Origin of the sequence: Methylobacterium terricola (assembly GCF_006151805.1) — a bacterium.
Taxonomy (GTDB): Bacteria; Pseudomonadota; Alphaproteobacteria; order Rhizobiales; family Beijerinckiaceae; genus Methylobacterium; species Methylobacterium terricola.
Genome location: NZ_VDDA01000009.1, coordinates 169585 through 192327, shown reverse-complemented (window position 1 = coordinate 192327; position 22743 = coordinate 169585). Strand labels below are relative to the sequence as shown.

At 71.0% G+C, this 22743-nt stretch carries 24 protein-coding genes; 8 read left to right on the top strand and 16 right to left on the bottom strand.

Translation table 11 applies throughout. The annotated features are described in order from the left end of the window. Positions 1-81: 81 nt before the first annotated feature. The 7 genes from cyoD to FF100_RS20095 all read right to left on the bottom strand — a co-directional run bounded on the left by cyoD (position 82) and on the right by FF100_RS20095 (position 9194). The gene (cyoD, locus tag FF100_RS20125) at positions 82-528 is read right to left on the bottom strand and encodes a cytochrome o ubiquinol oxidase subunit IV (protein ID WP_139037510.1); all 447 of its coding nucleotides are present in this window, start codon (positions 526-528) and stop codon (positions 82-84) included. Next, positions 525-1217 (bottom strand): cytochrome (ubi)quinol oxidase subunit III, encoded by a 693-nt coding sequence (locus FF100_RS20120; protein ID WP_139037508.1) that lies wholly within the window; start codon positions 1215-1217, stop codon positions 525-527. The genes cyoD and FF100_RS20120 overlap by 4 nt, the downstream gene beginning before the upstream one ends. Beyond that, a complete protein-coding gene (cyoB, locus tag FF100_RS20115) occupies positions 1214-3217 on the bottom strand; it encodes a cytochrome o ubiquinol oxidase subunit I (RefSeq protein WP_139037506.1) in 2004 nt (667 codons plus the stop codon). The genes FF100_RS20120 and cyoB overlap by 4 nt, the downstream gene beginning before the upstream one ends. Positions 3218-3219: 2 nt before the next feature. Continuing rightward, entirely contained in the window at positions 3220-4122 is a 903-nt protein-coding gene (cyoA, locus tag FF100_RS20110; RefSeq protein ID WP_246102181.1) for a ubiquinol oxidase subunit II, read from the bottom strand. Positions 4123-4800: 678 nt separating this feature from the next. Continuing rightward, entirely contained in the window at positions 4801-6336 is a 1536-nt protein-coding gene (gene hisS, locus FF100_RS20105; protein ID WP_139037504.1) for a histidine--tRNA ligase, read from the bottom strand. 128 nt (positions 6337-6464) lie between these two features. Beyond that, positions 6465-7700: an O-antigen ligase family protein gene (locus FF100_RS20100; protein WP_139037502.1), complete on the bottom strand. Its 1236-nt coding sequence runs from the start codon at positions 7698-7700 to the stop codon at positions 6465-6467. Positions 7701-8156: 456 nt separating this feature from the next. After that, a complete protein-coding gene (locus tag FF100_RS20095) occupies positions 8157-9194 on the bottom strand; it encodes a bile acid:sodium symporter family protein (protein ID WP_139037500.1) in 1038 nt (345 codons plus the stop codon). A 142-nt stretch (positions 9195-9336) separates the two neighbouring features. Here FF100_RS20095 and FF100_RS20090 point away from each other — a divergent pair, with 142 nt between their 5' ends. Next, a complete protein-coding gene (locus FF100_RS20090; protein ID WP_139037498.1) occupies positions 9337-10188 on the top strand; it encodes a LysR substrate-binding domain-containing protein in 852 nt (283 codons plus the stop codon). Between the two features lie 36 nt (positions 10189-10224). Here the strand turns inward: FF100_RS20090 and FF100_RS20085 are convergent, their stop codons facing one another. Then, positions 10225-10539 (bottom strand): hypothetical protein, encoded by a 315-nt coding sequence (locus FF100_RS20085; RefSeq protein WP_246102180.1) that lies wholly within the window; start codon positions 10537-10539, stop codon positions 10225-10227. A 279-nt stretch (positions 10540-10818) separates the two neighbouring features. Between FF100_RS20085 and FF100_RS20080 the strand changes: the two genes are divergently transcribed. The 4 genes from FF100_RS20080 to FF100_RS20065 all read left to right on the top strand — a co-directional run bounded on the left by FF100_RS20080 (position 10819) and on the right by FF100_RS20065 (position 13747). Further along, positions 10819-11256, top strand: a complete 438-nt coding sequence (locus FF100_RS20080; protein WP_171070261.1) for a DUF2948 family protein — start codon at positions 10819-10821, stop codon at positions 11254-11256. A 54-nt stretch (positions 11257-11310) separates the two neighbouring features. Next, positions 11311-12600 carry a histidinol dehydrogenase gene (hisD, locus tag FF100_RS20075; RefSeq protein WP_139037494.1) on the top strand — a complete coding sequence of 430 codons (1290 nt, stop codon included), beginning with the start codon at positions 11311-11313 and terminating at the stop codon, positions 12598-12600. 102 nt (positions 12601-12702) lie between these two features. After that, the gene (locus FF100_RS20070) at positions 12703-13191 is read left to right on the top strand and encodes a UPF0262 family protein (RefSeq protein WP_139037492.1); all 489 of its coding nucleotides are present in this window, start codon (positions 12703-12705) and stop codon (positions 13189-13191) included. A gap of 133 nt (positions 13192-13324) precedes the next feature. Then, complete coding sequence (locus FF100_RS20065) at positions 13325-13747, top strand: arsenate-mycothiol transferase ArsC (protein ID WP_139037564.1); 423 nt, start codon at positions 13325-13327, stop codon at positions 13745-13747. Between the two features lie 75 nt (positions 13748-13822). On the opposite strand, the gene FF100_RS20060 is transcribed toward FF100_RS20065, so the two are convergent. From FF100_RS20060 to FF100_RS20045, 4 genes are all read right to left on the bottom strand, one after another. Further along, on the bottom strand, positions 13823-14143 hold the full coding sequence (locus FF100_RS20060) for an AzlD family protein (RefSeq protein ID WP_139037490.1): 321 nt from the start codon (positions 14141-14143) through the stop codon (positions 13823-13825). After that, positions 14140-14856 carry an AzlC family ABC transporter permease gene (locus FF100_RS20055; RefSeq protein ID WP_139037489.1) on the bottom strand — a complete coding sequence of 239 codons (717 nt, stop codon included), beginning with the start codon at positions 14854-14856 and terminating at the stop codon, positions 14140-14142. Before FF100_RS20055 ends, FF100_RS20060 begins: the two co-directional genes overlap by 4 nt. A gap of 204 nt (positions 14857-15060) precedes the next feature. Then, positions 15061-16047, bottom strand: a complete 987-nt coding sequence (locus FF100_RS20050; protein WP_139037487.1) for a PAS domain-containing protein — start codon at positions 16045-16047, stop codon at positions 15061-15063. Then, positions 16037-16780, bottom strand: coding sequence for a Crp/Fnr family transcriptional regulator (locus tag FF100_RS20045; RefSeq protein ID WP_139037485.1), 744 nt, complete (start codon positions 16778-16780; stop codon positions 16037-16039). Before FF100_RS20045 ends, FF100_RS20050 begins: the two co-directional genes overlap by 11 nt. Before the next feature lie 350 nt (positions 16781-17130). Here FF100_RS20045 and FF100_RS20040 point away from each other — a divergent pair, with 350 nt between their 5' ends. Both FF100_RS20040 and FF100_RS20035 read left to right on the top strand, forming a co-directional pair. Then, complete coding sequence (locus FF100_RS20040; RefSeq protein WP_139037484.1) at positions 17131-17358, top strand: hypothetical protein; 228 nt, start codon at positions 17131-17133, stop codon at positions 17356-17358. Between the two features lie 6 nt (positions 17359-17364). Further along, positions 17365-17640, top strand: a complete 276-nt coding sequence (locus FF100_RS20035; protein WP_139037482.1) for a hypothetical protein — start codon at positions 17365-17367, stop codon at positions 17638-17640. A 113-nt stretch (positions 17641-17753) separates the two neighbouring features. Here the strand turns inward: FF100_RS20035 and FF100_RS20030 are convergent, their stop codons facing one another. From FF100_RS20030 to FF100_RS20015, 4 genes are all read right to left on the bottom strand, one after another. Beyond that, the gene (locus FF100_RS20030; protein ID WP_139037480.1) at positions 17754-18014 is read right to left on the bottom strand and encodes a hypothetical protein; all 261 of its coding nucleotides are present in this window, start codon (positions 18012-18014) and stop codon (positions 17754-17756) included. An 89-nt stretch (positions 18015-18103) separates the two neighbouring features. Further along, positions 18104-18829, bottom strand: coding sequence for a hypothetical protein (locus FF100_RS20025; protein WP_139037478.1), 726 nt, complete (start codon positions 18827-18829; stop codon positions 18104-18106). Further along, entirely contained in the window at positions 18826-19164 is a 339-nt protein-coding gene (locus FF100_RS20020) for a hypothetical protein (RefSeq protein ID WP_425463326.1), read from the bottom strand. Before FF100_RS20020 ends, FF100_RS20025 begins: the two co-directional genes overlap by 4 nt. 146 nt (positions 19165-19310) lie before the next feature. Continuing rightward, positions 19311-19520 (bottom strand): hypothetical protein, encoded by a 210-nt coding sequence (locus FF100_RS20015; RefSeq protein ID WP_139037474.1) that lies wholly within the window; start codon positions 19518-19520, stop codon positions 19311-19313. A gap of 275 nt (positions 19521-19795) precedes the next feature. Between FF100_RS20015 and FF100_RS20010 the strand changes: the two genes are divergently transcribed. Then, entirely contained in the window at positions 19796-22657 is a 2862-nt protein-coding gene (locus FF100_RS20010) for a phosphoenolpyruvate carboxylase (protein ID WP_139037473.1), read from the top strand. Positions 22658-22743 lie beyond the last annotated feature (86 nt).

Sequence of the window (22743 nt, the reverse complement as noted above, 5' to 3'; positions counted from 1 at the left end):
CGCGCGGAGTCGTCGCGGAAGCAGGGCCTGCTTCCGCGACGACGATGCGAGAGATCCAAAGCCTGTTTGAGCGGCGCCCGGTCAGGGCTTCATGCCGGAACCCGGCGGCATCGGGCCCGTGTGCATCATCCCGCCCGCCGGCATCATGTTGGCGTTCATGTGCCCCATGATCCACAGGGTGCCGCCGATCAGGAGCACGACGACCAGGATCCCGAAGGCGAGCGCGAGGGCGTTGTTGATGTGGTCCGGCGCCGTCGTCAGGTGCAGGAAGAAGACCAGGTGGATTCCGATCTGCGCGATGGCGAGCACGATCAGGGCGACGTTCACGGCCGGCCCGTAGATGACGTGGGTGTACGAGAGCCAGAACGAGCCCGCCGTCAGCAGCGCCGCCAGGGCGAGGCCGACGAGGTAGGAGCGGATGGCGGCGGTGACGCCCGCCCCGTCCTGCCCATGGTCTCCGGGCGCGGCATCGCCCGTTCGGTGCCCCTCCCCGCCCTGTCCGAGGGTGGCCTGCGGCAGCCGGGTCATGCGGTCACTCCCATCAAGTACGCCACCGTGAAGACGCCCACCCAGATGATGTCGAGGGCGTGCCAGAACAGGCTCCAGCAGGACGTGCGGCGGACGACGTCGTCCCGGAATCCCTTGGCGGCGACCTGGGCCATCATGGTCAGCGCCCACAGGAGGCCGGCCGTGACGTGGGCACCGTGGCAGCCGACCAGGGTGAAGAAGGCCGACAGGAAGGCGGAGCGGGTCGGTCCCGCCCCTTGCGCGACGAGCACGGCGAATTCCCGGGCCTCCAGGACGAGGAATCCGGCGCCGAGGGCGACCGTCGCCAGCATCGCGACCTGGAACCAGAGCCGGCTGCGCACCCGCATCGCCACCGTCGCGAGGCCGCAGGTGAAGCTCGACAGGAGCAGGCAGGCGGTCTCGAGGGCAAGGGTGCCGCGATCGACGATGTCGGCCGCGGCAGGACCGCCCGCCGTCGCGTCCTTCAGGACGGCGAAGGCGGCAAACAGCGTCGCGAAGGTGATGACGTCCGCCAGGATGAAGATCCAGAAGCCGTAGCTCACGACGATCGCGGTCGGCGACGGCCCGCCGCTGCCGTGGCCGGTGGCCGGGTTCTCCCCGCCCGGGTTGCGGCCGAGGCGGTAGGGATCGGCGGGGCGCGGCGCCGGCGTCCCTGTGCCGGCGGTGAGGGGTGCGGTCGCGGCGCTCATCGGACCGTCTCCATCGTGGCGTAGATGTCGCGCCGCGCGGCGCGGTTCTCGGCGTCGATCCGGGCCACCTCGTCGGCCGGGATCTCGTCCTCCGTGCGGTCGCGCCAGGCGAAGACCACGAAGGTGAGGTAGGCGCCGACGCAGCCGGCGATCGCGAGCCACCAGATGTGCCAGATCATCGAAAAGCCGATCAGGGTCGCGAAGAAGGCGCAGACGACGCCCGTCGGGCTGTTGCGCGGCACCGCGATCGCCGCGTAGCGCGGCCGGTCCGGAATGGCGTGCTGCTCACGGGCGCGCTCCTTGACCGTCCAGTAGGGCTCCTCGCCGTGGACGTCCGGCAGCACCGCGAAGTTGAAGGCGGGGGGCGGCGAGGCCGTGGACCATTCGAGGGAGCGCCCGTCCCAGGGGTCGCCGGTCGTGTCGCGCAGGGCGTCGCGGTGCCGGATCGAGACGACGAGCTGCACGATCTGGCAGCCGATGCCGGCGAGGATCGTCACCGCCCCGAGCAGCGCGACGAGGAGCCAGGGCCGCCATTCCGGCACGTCGTAATGCTGGAGCCGGCGCGTCATCCCGTCGAGGCCGGTGACGTAGAGCGGCCCGAAGGCGAGCCAGAAGCCGATCTGCCAGCACCAGAACGCGGCCTTGCCCCAGCCCTCGTGCAGCCGGAAGCCGAACGCCTTCGGGAACCAGTAGGTGTAGCCGGCGAATGCCCCGAACAGCACGCCGCCGATGATCACGTTGTGGAAATGCGCGATCAGGAAGGTGGAGTTGTGAAGCACGAAATCGATCGGCGGGATGGCCAGCATCACCCCGGTCATGCCGCCGACCACGAAGGTGAGCATGAAGCCGATCGACCACAGCATGGCGGCGCTCACGCGCACCCGGCCGCCATACATCGTGAACAGCCAGTTGAAGATCTTCACGCCGGTCGGCACCGCGATGATCATCGACATGACGCCGAAGATGCCGTTGACGTCGGCGCCGGCGCCCATGGTGAAGAAGTGATGCAGCCAGACCATGAAGGCGAGCATGCAGATCGCCATCGTGGCGAGCACCATCGAGCGGTAGCCGAACAGCGGCTTGCCGGAGAAGGTCGAGACCACCTCCGAGAAGATCCCGAAGGCGGGCAGGATCAGGATGTAGACCTCCGGGTGGCCCCAAGCCCAGATCAGCGACATGAACAGCATCGAGTTGCCGCCGGCCGTGTCGGTGAAGAAATGGAAGCCGAGATAGCGGTCGAGGATCAGCATCGCGGAGACCGCGGTGAGGATCGGGAAGGCCGCGACGATCAGGAGGTTGGTGGCGAGCGCGGTCCAGCAGAACATCGGCATGCGCAGGTAGCTCATGCCCGGCGCCCGCATCTTCAGGATGGTGGTGACGAAGTTGATGCCGGTCATCAGCGTGCCGATGCCGGAGATGGACAAGGCCCACAGCCAGTAATCGACCCCGACCCCGGGCGAGTAGGTGATCTCGGAGAGCGGCGGATAGGGCAGCCAGCCGGTACGCTGGAACTCGCCGACGACCAGGGACAGGTTGACGAGCAGCGCGCCGGTGCAGGTGAGCCAGAACGACACCGAGTTCAACGTCGGGAAGGCGACGTCGCGCACCCCGAGCTGCAACGGCAGCACGAAGTTCATCAGCCCGATCATGAACGGCATCGCCACGAAGAAGATCATGATCGTGCCGTGGGCGGAGAAGATCTGGTTGTAGTGCTCGGGCGGCAGGTAGCCCGGGGCGTCGAGGGCGAGGGCCTGCTGCGAGCGCATCATCATCGCGTCGGTGAAGCCGCGCAGCAGCATCACGAGCGCGAACAGCACGTACATGATGCCGATGCGCTTGTGGTCGACCGAGGTGATCCACTCGCGCCAGAGGTAAGGGAGGTGCCCGGCGATCACGATCCAGGCGATGACGCCGAGGAGGACGAGACCGACGAAGGCGCCGGCAAACAGCGGGATCGGCTGATCGAGCGGGATCGCCGCGAGGGAGAGCTTGCCGAGCACGATCAGTTTCCTTGGCGGGGGGACACGGTCGGATCGGGCCGGCCGGCCACGGGCCCGGGTCCCGGCGGGAGCGCCTGCGTGACGATGCGGTCGAAGAGGCCGTCATCGGCCAGCCGGTAGGTCTTCGGCGGAACCTTGCTGCTCTGCCGCGACAGGGCCCGGTAGGCGTCGTCGTCGAGCGTGTCCGTCGAGGCCTGCGCACCGCCAATCCAGGCGGCGAAGGCGGCTTGCGGAACCGCGCGGGTCTCGAAGGTCATGTCCGCGAAGCCGTCGCCGCTCAGGTGCGAGGACAGGCCGCGGAAGCTCCCCTCCCGGTCCGCCTGGAGGGTGAGCCGGGTCGCCATCCCGTTCATCGTGTAGATCATCGAGCCGAGCCGGGGCACGAAGAACCCGTTCCAGACGCTCGCCGAGGTGAGGCTGAAACGGACCGGCCGGCCGACCGGGATCACCAGCTGATTGAGGCTCGCGACGCGCGCCTCGGGGTAGAGAAAGAGCCATTTCCAGTCGAGCGAGACGACTTGCACCTCGAGCGGCGTCTCCGTGCTGGACAACGGCTTGCCCGGATCGAGATCGTGGCTGCCGATCCACGCCATGCTGCCGAGGAACATGACCGTCAGCAGCGGGATGGACCACGTGACGATCTCGACGCGGCCCGAGAAGCTCCAGCGCGGCCGGCGCACGGCCTTGGGGTTGCCGGGCCGGTACCACCAGACGACGGCGAGCGTCGCCACCATCGTCGGGACGATGATGACGAGCATGACGACGAACGCGTTGAGCAGGATCGTCCGCTCCTGCATTCCGACCGGGCCGGCGGGATCGACCACCCTCAGCGTGCAGCCGGACAGGCCGCAGCCGAGCGTGATCGTCGCGCCGATCCTGGCGAGACGACGCGGAATGTCTGACACGGTCGCTCCTCTACCGTAGCGAAACCGGCGTGACGCCGCCCGGTTTCCGGATATTCCGGAAGCTAGAGCGAAAATCAGGGTCGGAAAGTGCGGATCTTTGCGGGCGCCTATACAACTTTCAATTGATGTATATATCTTGTTTCTCGAAATCGAGTAGAAGCGGTCTCCTGCAACCCAAGGCGGTCTTGGCGTTCGCAAGGCGATCGTGAAGAAGCCCGGTTGCTCAGCGCCGGCGACGACCGGGGGCGTCCCGCGCTCGATCGTGCCGACGGCGGGCCGGACGCATCCTTCGCACCGGCTCCGCGCCCCCGGCAGCGGACCGGGTCGGCGCGCCGGGGTTCTCTACCGCAGCGCCTTCGAACGAACTCGTTCGACGGCGCAAGGCAATCCCGAACGGGCGTCGGCGCCGATGCGCCGGACGCCTTCGTATCGCCGTGTCGATGCCAAGGCGCGAGGGTATCATACGAGAGCAGCCCCCGGTCGTGTGGCGACCGGGGGCTGCTCTTGATCCTCGATGTGACCGCCTCGTCCGCGACGAACCGGTCTCGGCTTCACCGGCTGCGCCTCAGAGGAAGCAGGCGCGAGACCAGCCGGATCGTGCTCGCGCGAGCGCCGCGCCGCCCTGGCGATGCCGGGGGCTGCATTCCGGCCTCGCCCGCCCGCGGAGGGCGCGCGCCCTCACCCGCCGTAATGCCGCGCCAGCACCTCGCGCACCCGGGCGACCATCTCGTCCACCGGCACCGAGAACTGGGCCGGCCGGGCGGATTTCCACTCGGCGTTGCTGGCGATCGCCTCGGCGGCCTTCGCGCCCTCGATCAGGTCCTTGATCTGGACCTCAGCCCTCGCCCGCTCGTCGCTGCCCTGGATGACCACGCAGGGCGAGCCGCGGCGATCGGCATACTTCATCTGCGCCTTCATGCCGGAGGCGCCGAGATAGAGCTCGGAGCGGATGCCGGCCTGGCGCAAGGCGGCGACGAGGGCCTGGTAGGCGGCGGTCTCCTCGCGGTCGAGCACCAGCACCACCACCGGCCCGGGGGCGGCCTGGCCCGACACGATCGGGCTGCCGACGACCTGGAGGGCGGAAAACAGGCGCGAGACGCCGACCGAGAATCCGGTCGCCGGCACCGGCTCGGAGCGGAAGCGGCCGACGAGGCCGTCATAGCGCCCGCCGCCGGCCACCGAGCCGAAGCGCACGGTCTGGCCGTCCTCGTTGACGACCGGGAAGGTCAGCTCGGCCTCGAAGACCGGGCCGGTATAGTATTCGAGGCCGCGCACCACGGACGGATCGGCCCGGACCCGGTCGTGGCCGTAGCCCGCCGCCTCGCACAGCTTCATGATCGCGTGCAGCTCGGCGATGCCCTGGCGCCCGGTCTCGGACGCGCCGACGACCTCGCCCCAGCCGCCGAAGAAGCTCTCCCAGAAGGCGAGGCGGTCGCCGCCCTCGGTGGGGCTCGCCTGGAACGCGACGTAGCGCAGGATGCGCTCGATCGCCTCGTCGGCGAGGCCGGCGCCCTTGGTGAAGTCGCCGCTCTCGTCCTTGCGGCCGGGGCCGAGCAGCAGGCGCACGCCGTCCGGCCCGAGCCGGTCGAGCTTGTCGATCGCCCGCAGCACGGTGAGGCGCCGCCCGGCCTGGTCGTCGCCGCCGAGGCCGATCGCCTCCATCACGCCGTCGAGGACCTTGCGGTTGTTCACCTTCACCACGTAGTCGCCGCGGCCGATGCCGACCCGCTCCAGGGTGTCGGCGGCCATCATGCAGATCTCGGCATCCGCCGCGACGGTCGGCGCCCCGACGATGTCGGCGTCGAACTGCATGAACTGGCGGAAGCGGCCCGGGCCCGGCTTCTCGTTGCGGAAGACGTAGCCCGCGCGGTAGCTGCGATAGGGCTTCGGCAGCGCGTCGAAATGCTCGGCGACGTAGCGGGCGAGCGGCGCCGTCAGGTCGTAGCGCAGCGACAGCCAGGATTCGTCGTCGTCCTGGAACGAGAACACGCCCTCGTTCGGCCGGTCGAGGTCGGGCAGGAACTTGCCGAGCGCCTCGGTGTACTCGATGAACGGGGTCTCGACCGCCTCGAAGCCGTAGAGCTCGAAGCTCTCGCGGATCTTCTCCAGCATCCGGTGGGTGGCGGCGATCTCGGCCGGCCCGCGGTCGACGAGGCCGCGCGGCAGGCGGGGCTTGAGGGTGGCGGCCTTCGCGGCCTTCGCGGGCTTGGACATCGGGTCTCGCAAGAAGCGTTCGGGCGGCGCGGCCCCGGGCGCCCATCGCCGGGATGGGCTGGGCCGAGGGGCGGGCGCGGCGTGCGCCGGGCTCTAGCCCATTTGCCGGCGCCTGCAAACCGATGCCCTCACTCCCGCCCGGACGCCAGCCAGCGCATCCGCGCCGCCTCGAGCCCCCACACGATGCCGAGCATCATGTAGACGTGGCGCCACTTCTCCATGTCGATCTGCATCGCCTGGAGGAAGAACATCAGGAGCGCCGGCACCACGATCTGGGCGTGGCGGCGATACGGCGTGTCCTGGCTCATCAGCCGGAAACCGACCCAGGTCGTCATCAGCACCAGGAACACGAAGGCGACGCCGGCGACCCAGCCGCCGTTGGAGAAGGCGCCGATGAAGGAATTGTGCGGCTCGAGGTTGAAGACGCGGCGCCAGCGCAGGGGGCCCATGCCGAGCGGATCCTCGATCAGCATGCCGATGCCGCGCAGCTGGTTGCCGAAGCGCCCGGTCTCGCCCTCGTCGTAATCCTGCGTGACCGCGGCGCGCTTGGCGAAGGTCTCGTGGACCTCGCCGACCGAGAGGAGGCCGACGAGCGCCACCGCCCCGAACCCCGCCGTGAGGCCGGCGAGCAGGATGATGCGGCGGCGCAGGGCCGGGGCGCTGGCGCGGTAGAGCATCACCACCATCAGGGCGCCCATCAGCACGGTGCCGCCCCAGGAGCCGCGGGAGAACGACAGGAACACGCCGGCGAGCAGGATCGCGAGGCCGAGGCCCGACAGGAGCGGGCGCCGGGCCCGGCCGGTGAGCAGGTCGTGCAGCAGGTAGAAGGCGCCGAGCGTCAGGAACGAGCCGAACACGTTCGGGTCCTGGAAGGTGCCCGACGCACGGCCGTACTTGCTGAACAGGTCCTCGTTGCCGATCAGCCCGAGATAGCCGCCGATGCCGAGGGCGCTGCAGAACAGCGCGCTGGCGGTGTAGACCTTGAGGGCGAGCTCGACCCGGCGGTCGGACTCGTCGGAGAAGAACATGGTGAAGAAGATGCCGGTGACGGCGAGGTAGCACAGCTGCAGGGTCCAGACCGGCGGCAGCTCCTCGTCGAGATAGGGCATCAGGGCCACCACCGTGGCACCGACATAGACGAGCAGCACCATCACGAGCGGCACCGCGCCCCGGTACAGCCGCACGCCGAGCAGGACCCACAGCACGATCGTGGGGATCGCCACGATGTCGTAGGGCGAGGTGTCCGAGAAGGCGAAGCAGGCGAAGAAGATGAACGCCGCCATCAGGACGAGGCCGACGCCGCGCAGGAGATGCAGGAACGGCATGCCCGCGAGATCGCGGCGCGGCAGGACGAACGTGGTCATCGGGCGCCTCCTCGGGTGACGGCACCCGGGAGATTATTGGGGAAAGGGTATGCGCCGGCTGAAGCGACAGGGTGAATGAAATCCTAAAGGAGACCCTGCCGGCGACCCGCGACGGCGCTTCCCATCCGCCATCGTCAGGCCGGGGCCGCGCAGCGGAGCCCGGGATCCAGACAGGCCGGCATTGACGAACAAGGCGGACCGCTCGCCGCTCGATCCTGAACACTTAGCGGTCCTGGATGCCGGGCTCCGCTGCGCGGCTCCGGCCTGACGCGGTGGAGGATCGTCGCGTCGAGCGAGCGGACCGACCGAAAATAGCACGGCCCCGTCGCGGAACGCACGACGGGGCCGGATACTCAAGAGAGCCGGTACGCAACTTGGCTCGACGTGGAGAATGACGCGACGACGTGAATTCTTCGTCAACGCGCCGCGAGCCGGATCAACGCGCCGCGAGCCTGGTCAACGCGCCGCGAGCTTCGCCTCCGCCGGCGCCACGCCGGCCCGGGCCGGGCCCTCCTCGGCGGCCAGCACCGCCAGCGTCCGCTCGGCGTAGCGGCGGGCGAGCGCGGCGCAGGCCATGAGCTGGACCTGGTGGAACAGCATCAGCGGCAGCAGGATGCCGCCGACATCCTGGCCGGCGAAAATCACGTTCGCCATCGGCACGCCGGAGGCCAGGCTCTTCTTCGAGCCGCAGAACACGATGGTGATCTCGTCCTCCTTCGAGAAGCCGAGGAGGCGGCTGGCCGCGGTCGTGATCGACAGGACCAGGGCGAGCAGGACGAGGTCGACGACCAGCATGGTGGCGAGCGCCGGCAGCGGCGTGCGCGACCACAGGCCCGTCGCCACCGCGTGGCTGAAGGCGATGTAGACGATGAGCAGGATCGAGCCGCGATCGACCACCATGGTCAGCGGCTTGTGCCGGGTCAGCCACGGGCCGAGGCGCGGCTGCAGCATCTGCCCGACGATGAAGGGCAGGAGCAGCTGCGCCATGATCTTCGCCACCGCCCCCCAGTCGAACTCGTGGTGGCCGCCTTGCGAGTTCAGCAGCACCGCGACGAGGAGCGGGGTGATGAACATCCCGAGGATGTTCGAGGCCGAGGCCGAGCAGATCGCCGCCGGCACGTTGCCGCCCGCCACCGACGTGAAGGCGATCGAGGATTGCACCGTCGAGGGCAGGACGCAGAGGAACAGCACGCCGGCGGCGAGGGCCGGGGTCAGCAGGGTCGGGCTGAGCAGGCCGGCGGCGAGGCCGAGGATCGGGAACAGCACGAAGGTCGAGGCGAACACCACGAGGTGCAGGCGCCAGTGGACCAGGCCGGCGAGTGCCGTCTGCCGGTCGATGCGCGCCCCGTGCAGGAAGAACAGCAGGGCGATCATGCCGTTGGCGAACAGGCCGAGCCATTCGGCCGCCCGGTCCTGCACCGGCAGGACGCTGCCGAGGATCAGGGCGCCGACGATCATCAGCGTGAAGGTGTCGGGGCGGAATCGGGAGAACATGAAGGTCCGCAATCGCGATCGGGGAGGTGTGCGCCTCACCCTAAGCGGCCGGGGCCGGGAAGGGTACGCAGGACACGAGGATTACAGTTATCGTGATCTGCGATAACCTCAGTGCTGCTCATGCAGGATGCGGAGAGCCGCCATGACCCGCCTGATCGATCCCGTGCTGCTGCGCACCCTGGCGGCGGTGGTGCGCAGCCGCAGCTTCAGCCGGGCGGCCGAGCAGCTCGGCCTCGGCCAGTCGACGGTGAGCCAGCACGTCCAGCGGCTCGAAGCGCAGCTCGGGCGCCGGCTGATCGCGCGGGACACCCATTCGGTGGCGCTGACCCCGGAGGGGGAGACGGTCCTGGGCTTCGCCCGCACGGTGCTCGACGCGCATGAGCGGCTGGAGCGGACGCTCGCCGGCGGCCCGGTGCGAGGCAAGGTGCGGTTCGGCGCCTCGGAGGATTTCGTGCAGAGCCGGCTGTCGGAGGTGCTGCGCGATTTCCGCGAAGCCTACCCGTCGGTCGATCTCGAATTGAGCGTCGCGCTGACCGGCTTCCTCAACGACGCGCTGTCCCGCGGCGAGCTCGACCTCGTGCTCGGCAAGCGCCATGTCGGCGAGACCCAAGGGATGCTGGTGCGGCGCGACCGGCTGGTCTGGGTCGGTCTCCCCACCGCCCTGCCCGAACGGGGCGAGCCGGTGGCGCTGGCGAGCTTTCCCGCCCCCAGCATCACCCGGGCGATCGCGCTCGCCGCGCTCGCGCAGGAGGGCCGGGCGTTCCGGGTCACCTGCACCTGCGCCAGCCTCAGCGGCCTGCGCGCCGCCGCGCTCGCCGGCGTCGGCGTGATGGCCCAGCCCCGCAGCCTGATCCCGGACGGCCTGCAGGAACTGGCCCATCCCGACCTGCCGCGCCTCGCCGATGTCGAGTTCGTGCTGTCCGGCCCGGGACTGCACCGCGAGCCGAGCCGGGCGCTGGCGCACGAGATCCTGAACGCGGACATCTGGGATTGAGGCCTGGCGACATCGCCGCCAGGCCGGCTCGCGCCGTCAGTAGCCGATGGCGCCGCGCTTGAAGCCGAAGCCCGGGACCTCGCAGCCGCAGGAGGTGTTGAGCGGTGCCGGCCGGGTCGGGCAATTGCCGCGGGCGGTGACGCAGATCCGGCCGATGCGGCCGCCGCCATACTCGCCGCGGTAGCGCGGGCGCTCGTACTCGTCGCGGTAGCGCGGCCGGTCGTAGTCGTAGCGCTCCTCGTAGCGGCGGCGCGGACGGTAATCCTCGTCGTAGCCGTATTGCGCGAAGGCGGGCGCGACGCCGAGGCCGAGGGTCAGGGCGGCCAGGGCCGCGGTCATCACGGTCTTCACGAAACTCTCCGTCGATCGACTGTAAAGGGCCCGGGTCGAACCGGGCGTGTCTGATGGCCACGCTAGGCGATCGGACATGAACGCCGGCTGAGGCGATTCGGTGCCGTAGCGACAGCCGGACATGGTGAAGAGCCACGGGCGCATGCCGGTCGCCGGCCGGCGGTTGTCGTCGGCGGGGGGCATCGCTACCTACCCTTGGTATCATTCCGACAGAACGGGCCGCGCCGCCCTCACGGCCGGCCCCCCAGCACAGGGACGCCGACAGTGAAGGACGCGGAGATGGAGCTCCTGAAGCTCGCTGCCCTCGACGCCGACGATCTCGCGGTCATCTCGACCCACCTTCAGGATGCGGTCCTGCGGACCGGAGACCTCGCCTACCTGCCCCGGGAGCGCCGCTTCGCCCTCGTGGCGCGGCGCTTCGACTGGGAATGCCCGGACGGCGCCCCGCCGCGCCGCCGGCTGACCGGCCTTCACTTCGAGCGGGTGCTCGCCGTGCGCTGCCGCAACCTCTCGCGCGACGAGCCCGACGCGCCGCTGGAACTCCTCGCCATCACCTTCGAGCCCGGCGAGGCGCCGTCCGGCACCGCCACCCTGGTCTTCTCCGGCGGCGGCGCGATCCGGCTCGAGCTCGAATGCATCGAGGCGGCGATGAAGGATCTCGGCCCCGTCTGGAAGGCCGACAGCAAGCCGCTCCACGCCCCCCTCGACGCGGCCTGAAATTTTTGGCAGTCGGCGGACCGACAGCCCGCCGACCACGAGACCGGATCCCGCATGCAGCGCCTCGATTCCCGCGACCCCGACTTCGAGGCGCAGTTCACCCGTCTGCTCTCGGTCAAGCGCGAGGTGGCGGAGGATGTCGACGTCGCGGTGCGCGACATCATCGGGGAGGTGGTCGCGCGGGGCGACGCGGCGCTGATCGACTACACGGCGCGCTTCGACCGGCTCGACCTTGCACCGGAGACCATCCGGGTCTCCGCGGACGAGATCGACGCCGCGACCGCCGCCTGCTCGGCCGAGGCCCTCGACGCCCTGGCGCTCGCGCGCGCGCGGATCGAGACCTACCACCGCGCCCAAGTGCCGGCCGATCACCGCGAGACCGACGCGCTCGGCGTCACCCTCGGCTGGCGTTGGACCGCCCTCGAATCGGTCGGCCTCTACGTGCCGGGCGGCACCGCGAGCTATCCCTCGTCGGTGCTGATGAACGCGGTCCCGGCCAAGGTCGCGGGCGTGCCGCGCATCGCCATGGTGGTGCCGACGCCGGACGGCGTCACCAATCCCCTGGTGCTGGCCGCCGCGAAGCTCGCGGGCGTCGACGAGGTGTTTCGCGTCGGCGGCGCCCAGGCCGTGGCGGCGTTAGCCTACGGCACGGCGACGATCCGGCCGGTCGCCAAGATCGTCGGCCCGGGCAACGCCTACGTGGCGGCGGCGAAGCGCCGGGTGTTCGGCCAGGTCGGCATCGACATGATCGCCGGCCCCTCCGAGGTGCTGATCCTCGCCGATGCCTCCGCCAATCCCGAATGGGTCGCCGCCGACCTGCTGGCCCAGGCCGAGCACGACACGGCCGCCCAGGCGATCCTGGTCACCGACAGCGACGCCCTCGCCGATGCGGTGGCGGCGGCGGTCGAGGGCCAGCTCAAGACCCTGAAGCGGGCCGCGATCGCCACCGCCAGCTGGCGCGATTACGGCGCGATCGTGCGGGTCGAGCGCCTCGGCGACGCGATTCCGCTCGTCGACCGGCTCGCGCCCGAGCACCTGGAGATCGAGTCCCACGATGCCGAGGCGCTGGCGGCGCGGGTGCGCAATGCCGGCGCGATCTTTCTCGGCGCCCACACGCCGGAGGCGATCGGCGACTATGTCGGCGGCCCCAACCACGTCCTGCCGACCGCGCGCTCGGCCCGGTTCTCCTCCGGCCTCGGCGTGCTCGACTTCATGAAGCGGACCTCGCTCCTGTCCTGCACGCCCGAGGCGTTGCGGGCCCTCGGCCCCGCCGCGGTGGCGCTCGGCCGCTCGGAAGGGCTCGACGGCCACGCCCGCTCGGTGGCGATCCGCCTGAACCTTTAACCGGTCCGGGTCACCCTACGTCGGGCTTGCGCGCGGGGCCGCGCTCGCCTCTGGTGCACGTCCTTTGACAACCCGCGAGACGACCTGGGGAGAGGAGATCCGATGGCGAGCGAGGCTCCCGATCCGCGACAGCGCCTGGCGGCGGTGACGCTCGACGAGGAATCGATCGGGCGCGGCAACCCGGACCAGGAGCACGAGCGCGCCATCGCGATCTACGACATCCTGGAATCGAACCACTTTCGCGTCGCCAACCACGACGGCGGCCCCTACGCGCTCGGGCTCGGCCTCGTCGAGAACAAGCTGTCCTTCGCCATCGCGACGGCCGACGGCCAGCCGGTGATGACCCATCTCCTGTCGCTGACGCCGTTCCGCGGCGTGATCCGCGACTACGAGATGATCTGCGACAGCTACTTCAAGGCGATCCGGACCGCCTCGCCGAGCCAGATCGAGGCGATCGACATGGGCCGGCGCGGGGTCCACAACGAGGCCTCCGAGCTGCTGCGCCAGCGCCTGGAGGGCAAGGTCGAGATCGACCACAACACGGCCCGCCGGCTGTTCACCCTGATCTTCGCCCTTCACTGGAAGGGCTGATCCGGTGTCCGGAAGCCCCCTTCCGGACAGCGCGGCCCCGGCCGGGGCCGATTCGTCCAAGGCGGATCCTGCCAAGACGGATCTCGCCACGACGGATCCTGCGAAGCCCGACCCGTCCAGACCGGGGCGGCGGGTGCAGTCGGTGCTGTTCGTCTGCAACTTCAACGCCGTGCGCTCGGCCTGCGCCGAGGCGCTGGCGCGGCATTATTTCGGCAAGTCGGTCTACGTGCAGTCCGCCGGCGTGCGCAGCGGCGAGCCGACCGACCCGTTCATGGTCTCGGCCCTCGACGAAGTCGGCATCGATGCCTCGCGCCACCGCCCCCGCACCCTGGAGGAATTGGAGGAGTGGGAGGGGCTGAACTTCGACCTGATCGTCTCGCTCTCGCCGGAGGCCCATCACGCCGCCCTGGAACTCACCCGCACGGTGGCGGCGGACGTCGAGTACTGGCCGACTCCCGACCCGACGGTGTCGCAGGGCTCGCGCGAGCAGCGCCTGGACGCCTATCGCGACGTGCGCGACGGGCTCGGATATCGGATCCGGCAGCGGTTGCGGTGAGGGTGGAACCGGCTCGGCCCGGTTCGAACGTTCGCCTTGTCCGGCCCGCAACCTCGTCCCGCGATGCGCGTGGCGCTACAGCCCCAGCGCCCGCCCTACCGCCACGACTCCCAGCCCCGCCAGCACCGCCGCCAGCTCGAACCGGGTCAGCGCCATCACGCCGGCCGCCGTCACGAGGCCGAGCAGGCCCGGCAGGCCGGCGGAAAGGCCGGTGGGGAGCGCCGTCGCCACCACGATCGAGCCCGGCAGGGCGCGCAAGCCCCGCTCGACCCGCGGCGTGAGCCGCACCCGGCTCATCAGCACCACGCCCGAGGCGCGGCAGAGATAGGTGACGAGGGCGAGCGCCAGGATGGCGATCCACGGGCCGGCGGGGCCGGCGAGAACGGCGTCGATCACCGCGGCGCCCCATCGTCGACGAGCAGGCCGGTGACGAGGCCCGCCACCGCGCCCGCCGCGATGAAGGCGTAGCCCGGCACCAGCCGCTGCACCAGGAGCGCCACCAGGCCGGAGGCGAGCCAGGGCAGGGCCGGCCGCACCCCGCGCCAGAGCGGAGCCAGCATGGCGGCGAAGAACACCGGCAGGATCATGTCGAGGGCGTAGACCCGGGGCTGGGTGACCAGGGCGCCGGCGAGGTGGCCGGCCACCGTCGAGGCGACCCAGAGCGGCCACAGGCCGATGCCGGCGCCGAACAGGACCCCGAGGTCGCGGCCGCCCTCCGAGCGGTGGCGCACGCCGATGAGCCAGCTCGCATCGACGAGGACGAACAGCGTCATCGCCGTACGCCAGAGCGGTGCGCCGCGCATCCAGGGCTGGATCGTCGCACCCATCAGGATCATGCGGGCGTTGATGAGCCCGGTCACCGTCATGGCGGCGAGCAGCGCGCTCACCGTCCAGGGCTGGCCCCAGACCTCCAGGGTGACCATCTGGGCCGAGCCGGCATAGACCAGCGCGCTGGCACCGGCGGCTTCCGCCAGGCTCACGCCCCTTTGCGCCGCAGCGGCCCCGAACGCAGCGCCGAACACCGCGATGCTGGGCCAGAGCGGCAGGCTGAGCCGAATGCCCCTGAGTATGCCGGCGCGGGTGAACGGCGCGGCGGAAGCATGAGACATGGAAGAGCAGGAGGCTCGAAGAGAGGGGGCCCGGAAGGCGGGCGTCCCCCCGTCTGTCGCAAGCCGGTCCGGCCGGCGTCAATCCACGGATGAGCTTGGACTGGGTTGCGAAATCGGGAGCCCTCCGGGCTCGGTCATGCTTGACGAAATCTGACGTCGGCGCATCGCCGGGCGTTTCCACGTGAAACATCCCGCCGTCGTGGCTCAGCGCGGCAGCGGCAGCACGATGACGAAGGCGCGGTCGCGCTCGGTCTCGGAGATACTGGTCGCGGCCCGCAGGTCGTAGGCGAGCATCCGCTCCAGGATCTCGCCGCGCAGGGCCCCGTCACCGGTGCGGCCCCTGCCCGGCCGTGCCCGCTCGCGCCAGGTCAGGGCCAGCTGGGTCGCCGTCGCGCTCCAGGTCACGGCGATCCGGTCGTGGCCGTTGAGCACGGCGCCCCGGACCAGCTCGTGCAGGGCGAGGCCGAGCTTCTCCGCCACCTCGACCGGCAGCCGCACCGGCGGGCCGGACAGCTCGCTCGGCTCCGGCAGGGCGTGGGCGGAGAGCTCGTCCCGGATCAGGACGTCGAGGGCGACCCCGGTCAGCGGCTCGTCGCGCGAGACCTTGGTCTGGATCCGCGCCATCGCGGCAAGGCGGTCGTCGACATAGGCCGCCGCCTCCTCGGCGCTGGCCGCGGTCGCGGCGACACGGCGTACGATGCCGCGGACCACCGCGAGGTTGTTGCGTCCCCGGCGCTGCAATTCCTGAAGCAGATGCACCTGTGCCTCGCGCATCAGGTACAGGTCGTGGATGTCGGTCGAGGTGCCGAACCAGGTCTCCGGCCGGCCGTCACCGTCGCGCCGGGGCATCGCCCGGGTGGAGAACCAGCGATAGGGGTCGCCCGCCGGCCCGTCCGCCGCGTGCCGGGCCAAGCGGTGCTCGATGACGACGTGGCCGCGGCGCGAGGCCATCCGCCAGGCCTCGCGCGTGCGCGCGCGATCCTCCGGATGCACCGCGTCGAGCCAGCCGCAGCCGCGGCTGCGCGCAGGGCTCTGGCCGGTGAAGGCGGCCCATTGCCGGCTGGCCCAGATCCAGTCGCCGCGCGGGCTCGATTGCCAGACCAAGTGCGGGATCGTCTCGACCATCCCGCGGAAATCGGGCTCGTCGCCTGCCGGGTCGTCGGTCTCGAACGGGTCGGCCTCAGGCCTCATTGGAATCCAGATGCCGCCCTTCCCGGCACAGATGCAGGTAGTTCGGGTTGAACTGCACCGCCCTCTGCAAGGCCTCGAGGCGGTGTATGGTGAGCTCGCGGCCGCGGAGCGAGATCAACCCGACGCTGCGCAGCTCCTGCAACGTGCGGTTCACATGCACCACCGACAGCCCGATCGTATCGGCGATCTCGGCCTGGGTGAGCGGCAGCTCGCAGGCATTGCCCTGGGTGAGCCCGACCGCGCGCAGCCGCACGTAGAGTTCGCAGAGCAGGTGACCGAGGCGCTCGAAGGCGGTGCGCTGGCCGATATTCACCGTCCACTCGCGCTGGATCGCCGCCGCCACCAGGGCCTCCCAGCACAGGGCCTGCGACAGCCGGGCATGGCCGGCGGTAAGCTGGCGCATGGTCTCGGTCGGGATCTCCGCCAGCGTCACGGCGGTCACGGTGCCGATCGAGTGATCCATCTCGCGCAGGATCGAGACGTTGTGGTCGCACAGGTCGCCGGGCAGGAGATAGGCGATGATCTGGCGGCGGCCATCCTCGAGGGTCTTGTAGCGGCAGGCCCAGCCCTCGAGGATCAGGTTCACCCCTTGCGGCAGGTCGCCCTCATGGACGATGTCGTCCCGCGAGCGGATCCGGCGCGTACGCTGCCGGGACGCGTGTTCGAGCGCCTGCCTGTCCTCGCCGGACAGGCTCGTGAAATGCTCAAGCTTGCGGATGAGAAACTCGGCCAAGGCGCCCCGCCACGTCACACCGCGGTTGCGCTAACACATTTCTACTGGTGATTGTTCTATCAAAAGTTATATACGTTCGGAACAGGTCCGCATTTCGAGTTATTACTGTGAAATTTTCTGTAATTCGCAGTTCCGTCCGGCACGGCCGGACGGCCCCATGACGGCCCTCCATGACGGCCGGCGGCCGCCGCGACCGGTCCTCCCGGACGGGTTCCCGGCGCTCGGCGCGGTGTTGCTGCCCGACAACATCAGGTTTCGAAGTGAAAGCTCGGCCACAGAGCAGGGATTGTGATCCGCGCCCGAATAGGCAGTTTTGAGAACGAGGGCGGCTCCTGAAGCGCGAGGCTGCGATGATGTCACCACGGGCGATGCACGATCGACCCGGCGGGCCGGCTCCCGCCATCCTGCCGCAGGCCGTCCGGTCCGCGGCGGGCACGAGCCCCCTCGACGCCGTTCTGGCGCCGGGCCTGCATGCCGCGTTCGATGGCTGCCTGGCCGAGACGCTGCCGGCGGACCTCGCCACTCTCGTGGCACGGCTCGACCGTTCCACCCCTTCGATTCCCCGCAAGCGTTCGTAGAGTCCCATGAGCGAAACCGCCGCCGACACCCACCGCATCGTCGCCTTCCCGCAGGCCGTGGCCGCGGCGCCGGTCGACGAGAACACCGCCTCGATGATCGACGTGCTGCAGGAGCAGTTGCGCCTGGCCCGCGAGGGCAAGCTGCGCTCGATCGCGGTGGTCTCGGTCTCCTCCGATGGCGGGGCGATCGGCACGCAATGGTCCTGCACCCACGGCGACATTACCAGCCTGATCGGCAAGCTGACGGTGCTGACCCACGACATGATGGCCGCCCGCAAGTGACGGTGGCCGGGTGACGGGGGCCGAGCGATCGTCCCCGGATGCCTCCCACCCAGTGACGGCGATCGGGTCACAGCCCTGGAGCGGTCTCCTCTTGCGTGACGCCTGGCACCGCCTCAGCTGCGGCTGAGGCGCACGGCGTTGGCCCGCACCTTCCGACGGTAATCCCGCACCACCCGCTCGGCCGTGCCGCCGCTGGCGAGCGTCATCGCGGCCTCCGCGGCGGCCTCCATCTTCTCGGTCACCATGCGCTCCGCCTCGATCTGGGCTGCGGTGCCGCCGAGCGAGAGCTTGGCCAGCCGCAGGGCGACGACCGTCTGCGCCTCCAGTCCGAGGCGAACGGTGTCGAGGCCGAGGCGCAGCCAGGAATCGTACATCGTCGAGCGTCTCCGATAATCGGGGGAATGAGGGGCGGGCCGTCGGGCTCACGCAAACGCCGCGACGGCCGAGGTGGTTCGTCAGGCGGTCAGGGAATCGCACCCTGCGGCAGCATGAGGCCGCCCGGCGTCCGGGCCGGTCCGCTCTCGGGCGCCGCCGCCTTCTCGCGCCGGGGCCGGGGCGCCCGCTGTGCCGGCACCGTGGCGGCGGGGTCGGCCGCCTCCGCCCGGGCCGGATCGGCCTTGGCCCCATCCTGGGCCGGATCGGCCTTCGACGGATCGGCCTTGGCCGCCTTCGGACCGGCCTTGCGGGCGACGGGGGCGGGTTTCGGCGGCTTCGGCTCCGCCACCTTCGGGGGATCGCCGCAGGCCTTGAACGTCAGCTCGGCCAGGACCTGCCCGCCGTCATCGGCCAGGATGCGCAGGGTCGGCGGCAGGTGTTCCGGACTGCCGGCCCACTGGATGGTCGCGCCGTTCTGCGCCTCCAGGGCCGCCGGCGAGGGGCCGCGGCGAAGGCCCGACAGGTCGGCGCCGTAGGCGGTGGCGAGCTTGCTGCGGATCACCACCTGCAGCACCTGCACGGTCTCGGGCGAGAGCGGCCGCAGCGGATTGCTCACGGTCATGGTCCCCTGCCGGGTGACGAAGAGGGCGAACCCCTTGCCCCCGGCGAATTCCGGGGCCCGCGGCGCCGGACAGGCCGGCACCGCCTCGTCGAGAGCCACCTTCTCGGGCGCCGCTTGATCGGGGACAGCCTGGGCCGGGAAAGCCGGAAGCGCCGCCAGCAGGAGGGCGGCCAGCACGGCGTGACGCGTCACCGGGATTCTCCGTCGCGGCCGGCCCCGGACCGGCCGGGAGCCAGGCCGGGTTCCGCCGGATCGTGATCGATGGTCAGGCGGCCCTGCGGCCGGGGACGGGGCGCATCGGGCACCGCCAGCCGCTCCGGAAAGGCGTGGGGCGCCTCCGGCTCCCGCGCCGCCTGCTCCAGCACCCCGGCGAGGTCCTGGTCGAAGTCGCGGAACAGCTCGTCGCCCCGCTCCTCCAGTTCCTGCTCGTGCGGAAGCCGCAGGGTCGGACGCGCGCGGCCATACCCGAACACGAGCACCAAACCTGCAAAGACCAGGGCTGCCACGGCAGCCAGAATCACGATCATCTCCATCGTGATGCCAGCCTTAGAGCATTTCCGGCGCCGTGTCCGGTCGTGCAGCGCCGATGCCGCATGCGGTCGCGCCGGGGCTCACGCGATCCTGGCGGAAGAGATCGCCCGGGATCCCGTGCCGGTTCGCCAGGGCCGCCTCGTCACGGCCGGTTCGACAGGTAGCCCGCCTCGCGCAGGCCCGCCTCGATGGCGACGAGGAGCGTCGCATCCTCCCGCGTCGTCTCGCGGACCTCCTCGGCCCCGGCCTCCCGGGTCGTCCGCGGCGGCGTGCGCTCCCCGGCCCGTCCGGCGGGCAGGGCATGGCCGACGAGGGTGGTGGCCGCGCTCAGGGCGGCTCCGATCGACATCATGGCGCGTTCCTCCTCGAATCGACATCCGGCCGTCATCGTCTCCCGGACCGCATGATGGCGCATTGACGAAATCTTAACCATTGGATGCGGGCGGGACGCCGTATTTCCGGGCCGGCCCGTGTCGCCGGGGCCGCAGGCGGAGCCTCGCCACGCCGGGGCGACCGGGATAGAGCGTGGCCGGGCCGCGGAACGCTCCTTGCGTCACCGGCCTCAAGGCGCGAGACCGCGCGCCGCGCGATCCGGACGGGGATCCGGCCACAGGACGAAGCGACCCGATGGACAGGCTTCAAGGCTCCGGCAACCAAGGCTCCGGCAATCAGGGCCCGGACGCGTACGCCACCCCCGAAAGCCTCGAGGCGGACCTGCTCGGGCTGGTCGAGGAGGCCCGCAACCAGGCGAGCCAGGATCCGTTCCGCAACCCGGTCCTGACCGTGGCGCTGGCGATCAGCCGCCGCTTCGACCGCGGCGACATCGGCGAGGACGACCTGAACGGCCTGTTCGTGCGCCTGCGGGCCGAGGCGCTGGAGGCCCGGGCGGCGCGGCTCAGGGCCTATCTCGGCCTCGGATCGGACGACGATTCGCGGGAGGCGACCGAGGCCGTGGCGGCCGCCGCCCTCGGCGACCCGGAGACCGCGTTCGAGACCGCCCGCCCTCGGGTCGAGCGCACCCGCTTCGCCGCGGTGTTCACCGCCCACCCGACCTTCGGCATGCCGAAGGCGGTGGCGCGCCTGCTCGCCGAGGCCGCGTCCGAGCCCGATCCGGCGGCACGTCACGCCCCGATCGCGGAAGCGGCGGCACTCTCCGCCCGGGCCGACCCGGTCATCACCCTCAACGACGAGTTCGACCAGGCCCGGCACGCGGTCCAGCACGGCCGCGCCGCCCTCGACGGGCTGAACGAGGCGATCCTGCTCGCCGCCCGGGAGCGCTGGCCCGATCGCTGGAGCGAGCTCGTCCCGATGCCGGTGGTGCTGGCCTCCTGGGTCGGCTGCGACACCGACGGGCGCACCGATATCGGCTGGTGGGACACCCTGCGCTACCGGCTCGAATCGAAGCGCACCCAGTTCGACCGGGTGCTGGCGCAGCTCCCCGACGATCCCGCCGCGGACCCGGCGCGCCGGCTCGCCGAGGAGGCGAAGGCGGCCGTCCTGCGCCAGCTCGCGGTGGCGCCGAAGCTCGGCGAGCAGCCGAGCCTCGAGGCGGTGCACCGCTTCGCGCTGGCGCTGATCATCGAGCGCGACCGGGCCCAGACCGAGGCCGGCCCGCTCCTCGCCCTCCTCGACCGGGCGGTGGAGGGGGCCGCCGACGACGCGGCGCGGCTCGGGCTCTGCGTCCTGCGGGCCGGCGTCGCCGCGCACGGGCTCCAGAACGGCCTGCCGCATTTCCGGCTCAACGCCAGCCAGGTCCACAACGCGGTGCGCCGCGAACTCGACCAGGACGGCGACCCGACCGATCCGGCCCAGCGCCGCTCGCACCTCGCCTCGATCAACGCGCTCCTCGACGCGGTCGCGGCGGTGCCGGTGGATTTCGGGGCGCTCGCCGCCGAGCGGGCCTCGGCCGCCCGGTTGATGATGACGATCGCCCAGATCCTCAAGCACGTCGACGGCACCCACCCGGTCCGCTTCCTGATCGCCGAGACCGAGACCGGCTACACCCTGCTCGCCGCGCTCTGGCTGGCGCAGCATTTCGGCATCGGCGACAAGGTCGAGATCACGCCACTGTTCGAGACGGCCTCCGCCCTCGAACAGGGCATCCACGTGATCGAGGACGCGCTGCGCTCGCCCCAGTGGCGGGCCTACCTCAAGCGCATCGGGCGCCTGGTGGTGCAGTTCGGCTACTCGGATTCCGGGCGCTATGTCGGCCAGCTCGCCGCGACCTTCTGGATCGAGCGCCTGCGCTTCCGCATCACCGAATTGATGGCGGCGCACGACCTCACCGACATCGAGCTGGTGATCTTCGACACCCACGGCGAATCGATCGGGCGGGGCGCGCACCCGACCAGCCTCGCCGACCGCCTGGCCTACCTCGCGCCCGACCACGCCCGGCGGCGCAACCGCGAGGCCGGCATCCGCACCAGCCTCGAATCCAGCTTCCAGGGCAGCGACGGCTACCTGATGTTCGGCACGAAGGTGCTGGCCGAGGCCACCGTCGCGCGCATCGGCGAGCACGTCTACAGCCGGCTCCAGCCCGCGCCCGACCCGATCTACGCCGAGGCCGATTTCGCCACCGAGTTCTTCACCGGCGTGCGCCAGGACATGGAGACGCTCGTCAACGATCCGGGCTACGCGGCCTTGCTCGGCACCTTCGGGCCGAACCTGATCGACCGCACCGGCTCGCGCCCGGTGGCGCGGCAATCCGACGGCGGCGGGCCCGTCACGATCACCCATCCGCGCCAGATGCGGGCGATTCCCAACAACGCGATCCTGCAGCAGCTCGGCTTCCTGGCCAATTCCCTGCACGGGGTCGGGCGGGCGGCGGGCCGCGCGCCGGACCTGTTCGTCGAGATGCGCGAACGCTCCGAGCGCTTCGCCCGCGCCTTCCGGCTGGTGCAGGAGGCGACCGCCGTCGGCGACCTCGACGTGCTGCGCGCCTATATCGACACCCTCGACCCCTCGGTCTGGCTGGAGCGGGCGCGGCGCGCCACCCGGGACGGGCGGCGCGAGGAGATCGTCGCGGTCGCCGTCGCCCTCGACCGGCTCAACCTGGCGCCGCACCTGCGCCGCCTGTTCGGCCGGCTGACCCACGACCACCTGATGCTGCACGGCATCGCTCCCGACCTGCCCGCGATGACGCCGCGGCTCGCGCTTCTGCACGCGCTGCGCCTGGCGCTGATCCACCGGATCTGGTTCCTGGCGGTGCACATCCCGGGCTTCCGGCCGCAGAACGGCATCACCCGCGAGGCCCTGATCGAGCGCATCCTGCGCCTCGACATCGAGAGCTGCCTGAAGCTCCTCGACGACATCTTCCCGGTGACGCCGGACCCGACGCTGGGCCTCAATTTCGGCGAGCCGGCGGGCCCCCGCGGCGTCGGCACCTACGAGGCCGAGCACCGCACGCTGATCGCGCCGATCCGCCGCCTGTTCGACCTCGTGCGCGAGATCAGCGGCATGATCCAGCACGAGGTCGGGGCGTTCGGCTGACGCGAGGGGGCGGGGGCGGCACGAGAGGCACAAGCCCGCCCCCGCCACCGGCCCGGACAGAATTCCTGTCGATCGGGCCAAAGAAC

What these genes read in the sequence shown, in the direction of transcription:
- cyoD (WP_139037510.1), bottom strand. Translation starts at nt 528, where the DNA reads ATGACCCGGCTGCCGCAGGCCACCCTCGGACAGGGCGGGGAGGGGCAC.
- FF100_RS20120 (WP_139037508.1), bottom strand. Translation starts at nt 1,217, where the DNA reads ATGAGCGCCGCGACCGCACCCCTCACCGCCGGCACAGGGACGCCGGCG.
- hisS (WP_139037504.1), bottom strand. Translation starts at nt 6,336, where the DNA reads ATGTCCAAGCCCGCGAAGGCCGCGAAGGCCGCCACCCTCAAGCCCCGC.
- FF100_RS20100 (WP_139037502.1), bottom strand. Translation starts at nt 7,700, where the DNA reads ATGACCACGTTCGTCCTGCCGCGCCGCGATCTCGCGGGCATGCCGTTC.
- FF100_RS20095 (WP_139037500.1), bottom strand. Translation starts at nt 9,194, where the DNA reads ATGTTCTCCCGATTCCGCCCCGACACCTTCACGCTGATGATCGTCGGC.
- FF100_RS20090 (WP_139037498.1), top strand. Translation starts at nt 9,337, where the DNA reads ATGACCCGCCTGATCGATCCCGTGCTGCTGCGCACCCTGGCGGCGGTG.
- FF100_RS20080 (WP_171070261.1), top strand. Translation starts at nt 10,819, where the DNA reads ATGGAGCTCCTGAAGCTCGCTGCCCTCGACGCCGACGATCTCGCGGTC.
- hisD (WP_139037494.1), top strand. Translation starts at nt 11,311, where the DNA reads ATGCAGCGCCTCGATTCCCGCGACCCCGACTTCGAGGCGCAGTTCACC.
- FF100_RS20070 (WP_139037492.1), top strand. Translation starts at nt 12,703, where the DNA reads ATGGCGAGCGAGGCTCCCGATCCGCGACAGCGCCTGGCGGCGGTGACG.
- FF100_RS20055 (WP_139037489.1), bottom strand. Translation starts at nt 14,856, where the DNA reads ATGTCTCATGCTTCCGCCGCGCCGTTCACCCGCGCCGGCATACTCAGG.
- FF100_RS20050 (WP_139037487.1), bottom strand. Translation starts at nt 16,047, where the DNA reads ATGAGGCCTGAGGCCGACCCGTTCGAGACCGACGACCCGGCAGGCGAC.
- FF100_RS20040 (WP_139037484.1), top strand. Translation starts at nt 17,131, where the DNA reads ATGATGTCACCACGGGCGATGCACGATCGACCCGGCGGGCCGGCTCCC.
- FF100_RS20035 (WP_139037482.1), top strand. Translation starts at nt 17,365, where the DNA reads ATGAGCGAAACCGCCGCCGACACCCACCGCATCGTCGCCTTCCCGCAG.
- FF100_RS20030 (WP_139037480.1), bottom strand. Translation starts at nt 18,014, where the DNA reads ATGTACGATTCCTGGCTGCGCCTCGGCCTCGACACCGTTCGCCTCGGA.
- FF100_RS20020 (WP_425463326.1), bottom strand. Translation starts at nt 19,164, where the DNA reads ATGATCGTGATTCTGGCTGCCGTGGCAGCCCTGGTCTTTGCAGGTTTG.
- FF100_RS20015 (WP_139037474.1), bottom strand. Translation starts at nt 19,520, where the DNA reads ATGATGTCGATCGGAGCCGCCCTGAGCGCGGCCACCACCCTCGTCGGC.
- FF100_RS20010 (WP_139037473.1), top strand. Translation starts at nt 19,796, where the DNA reads ATGGACAGGCTTCAAGGCTCCGGCAACCAAGGCTCCGGCAATCAGGGC.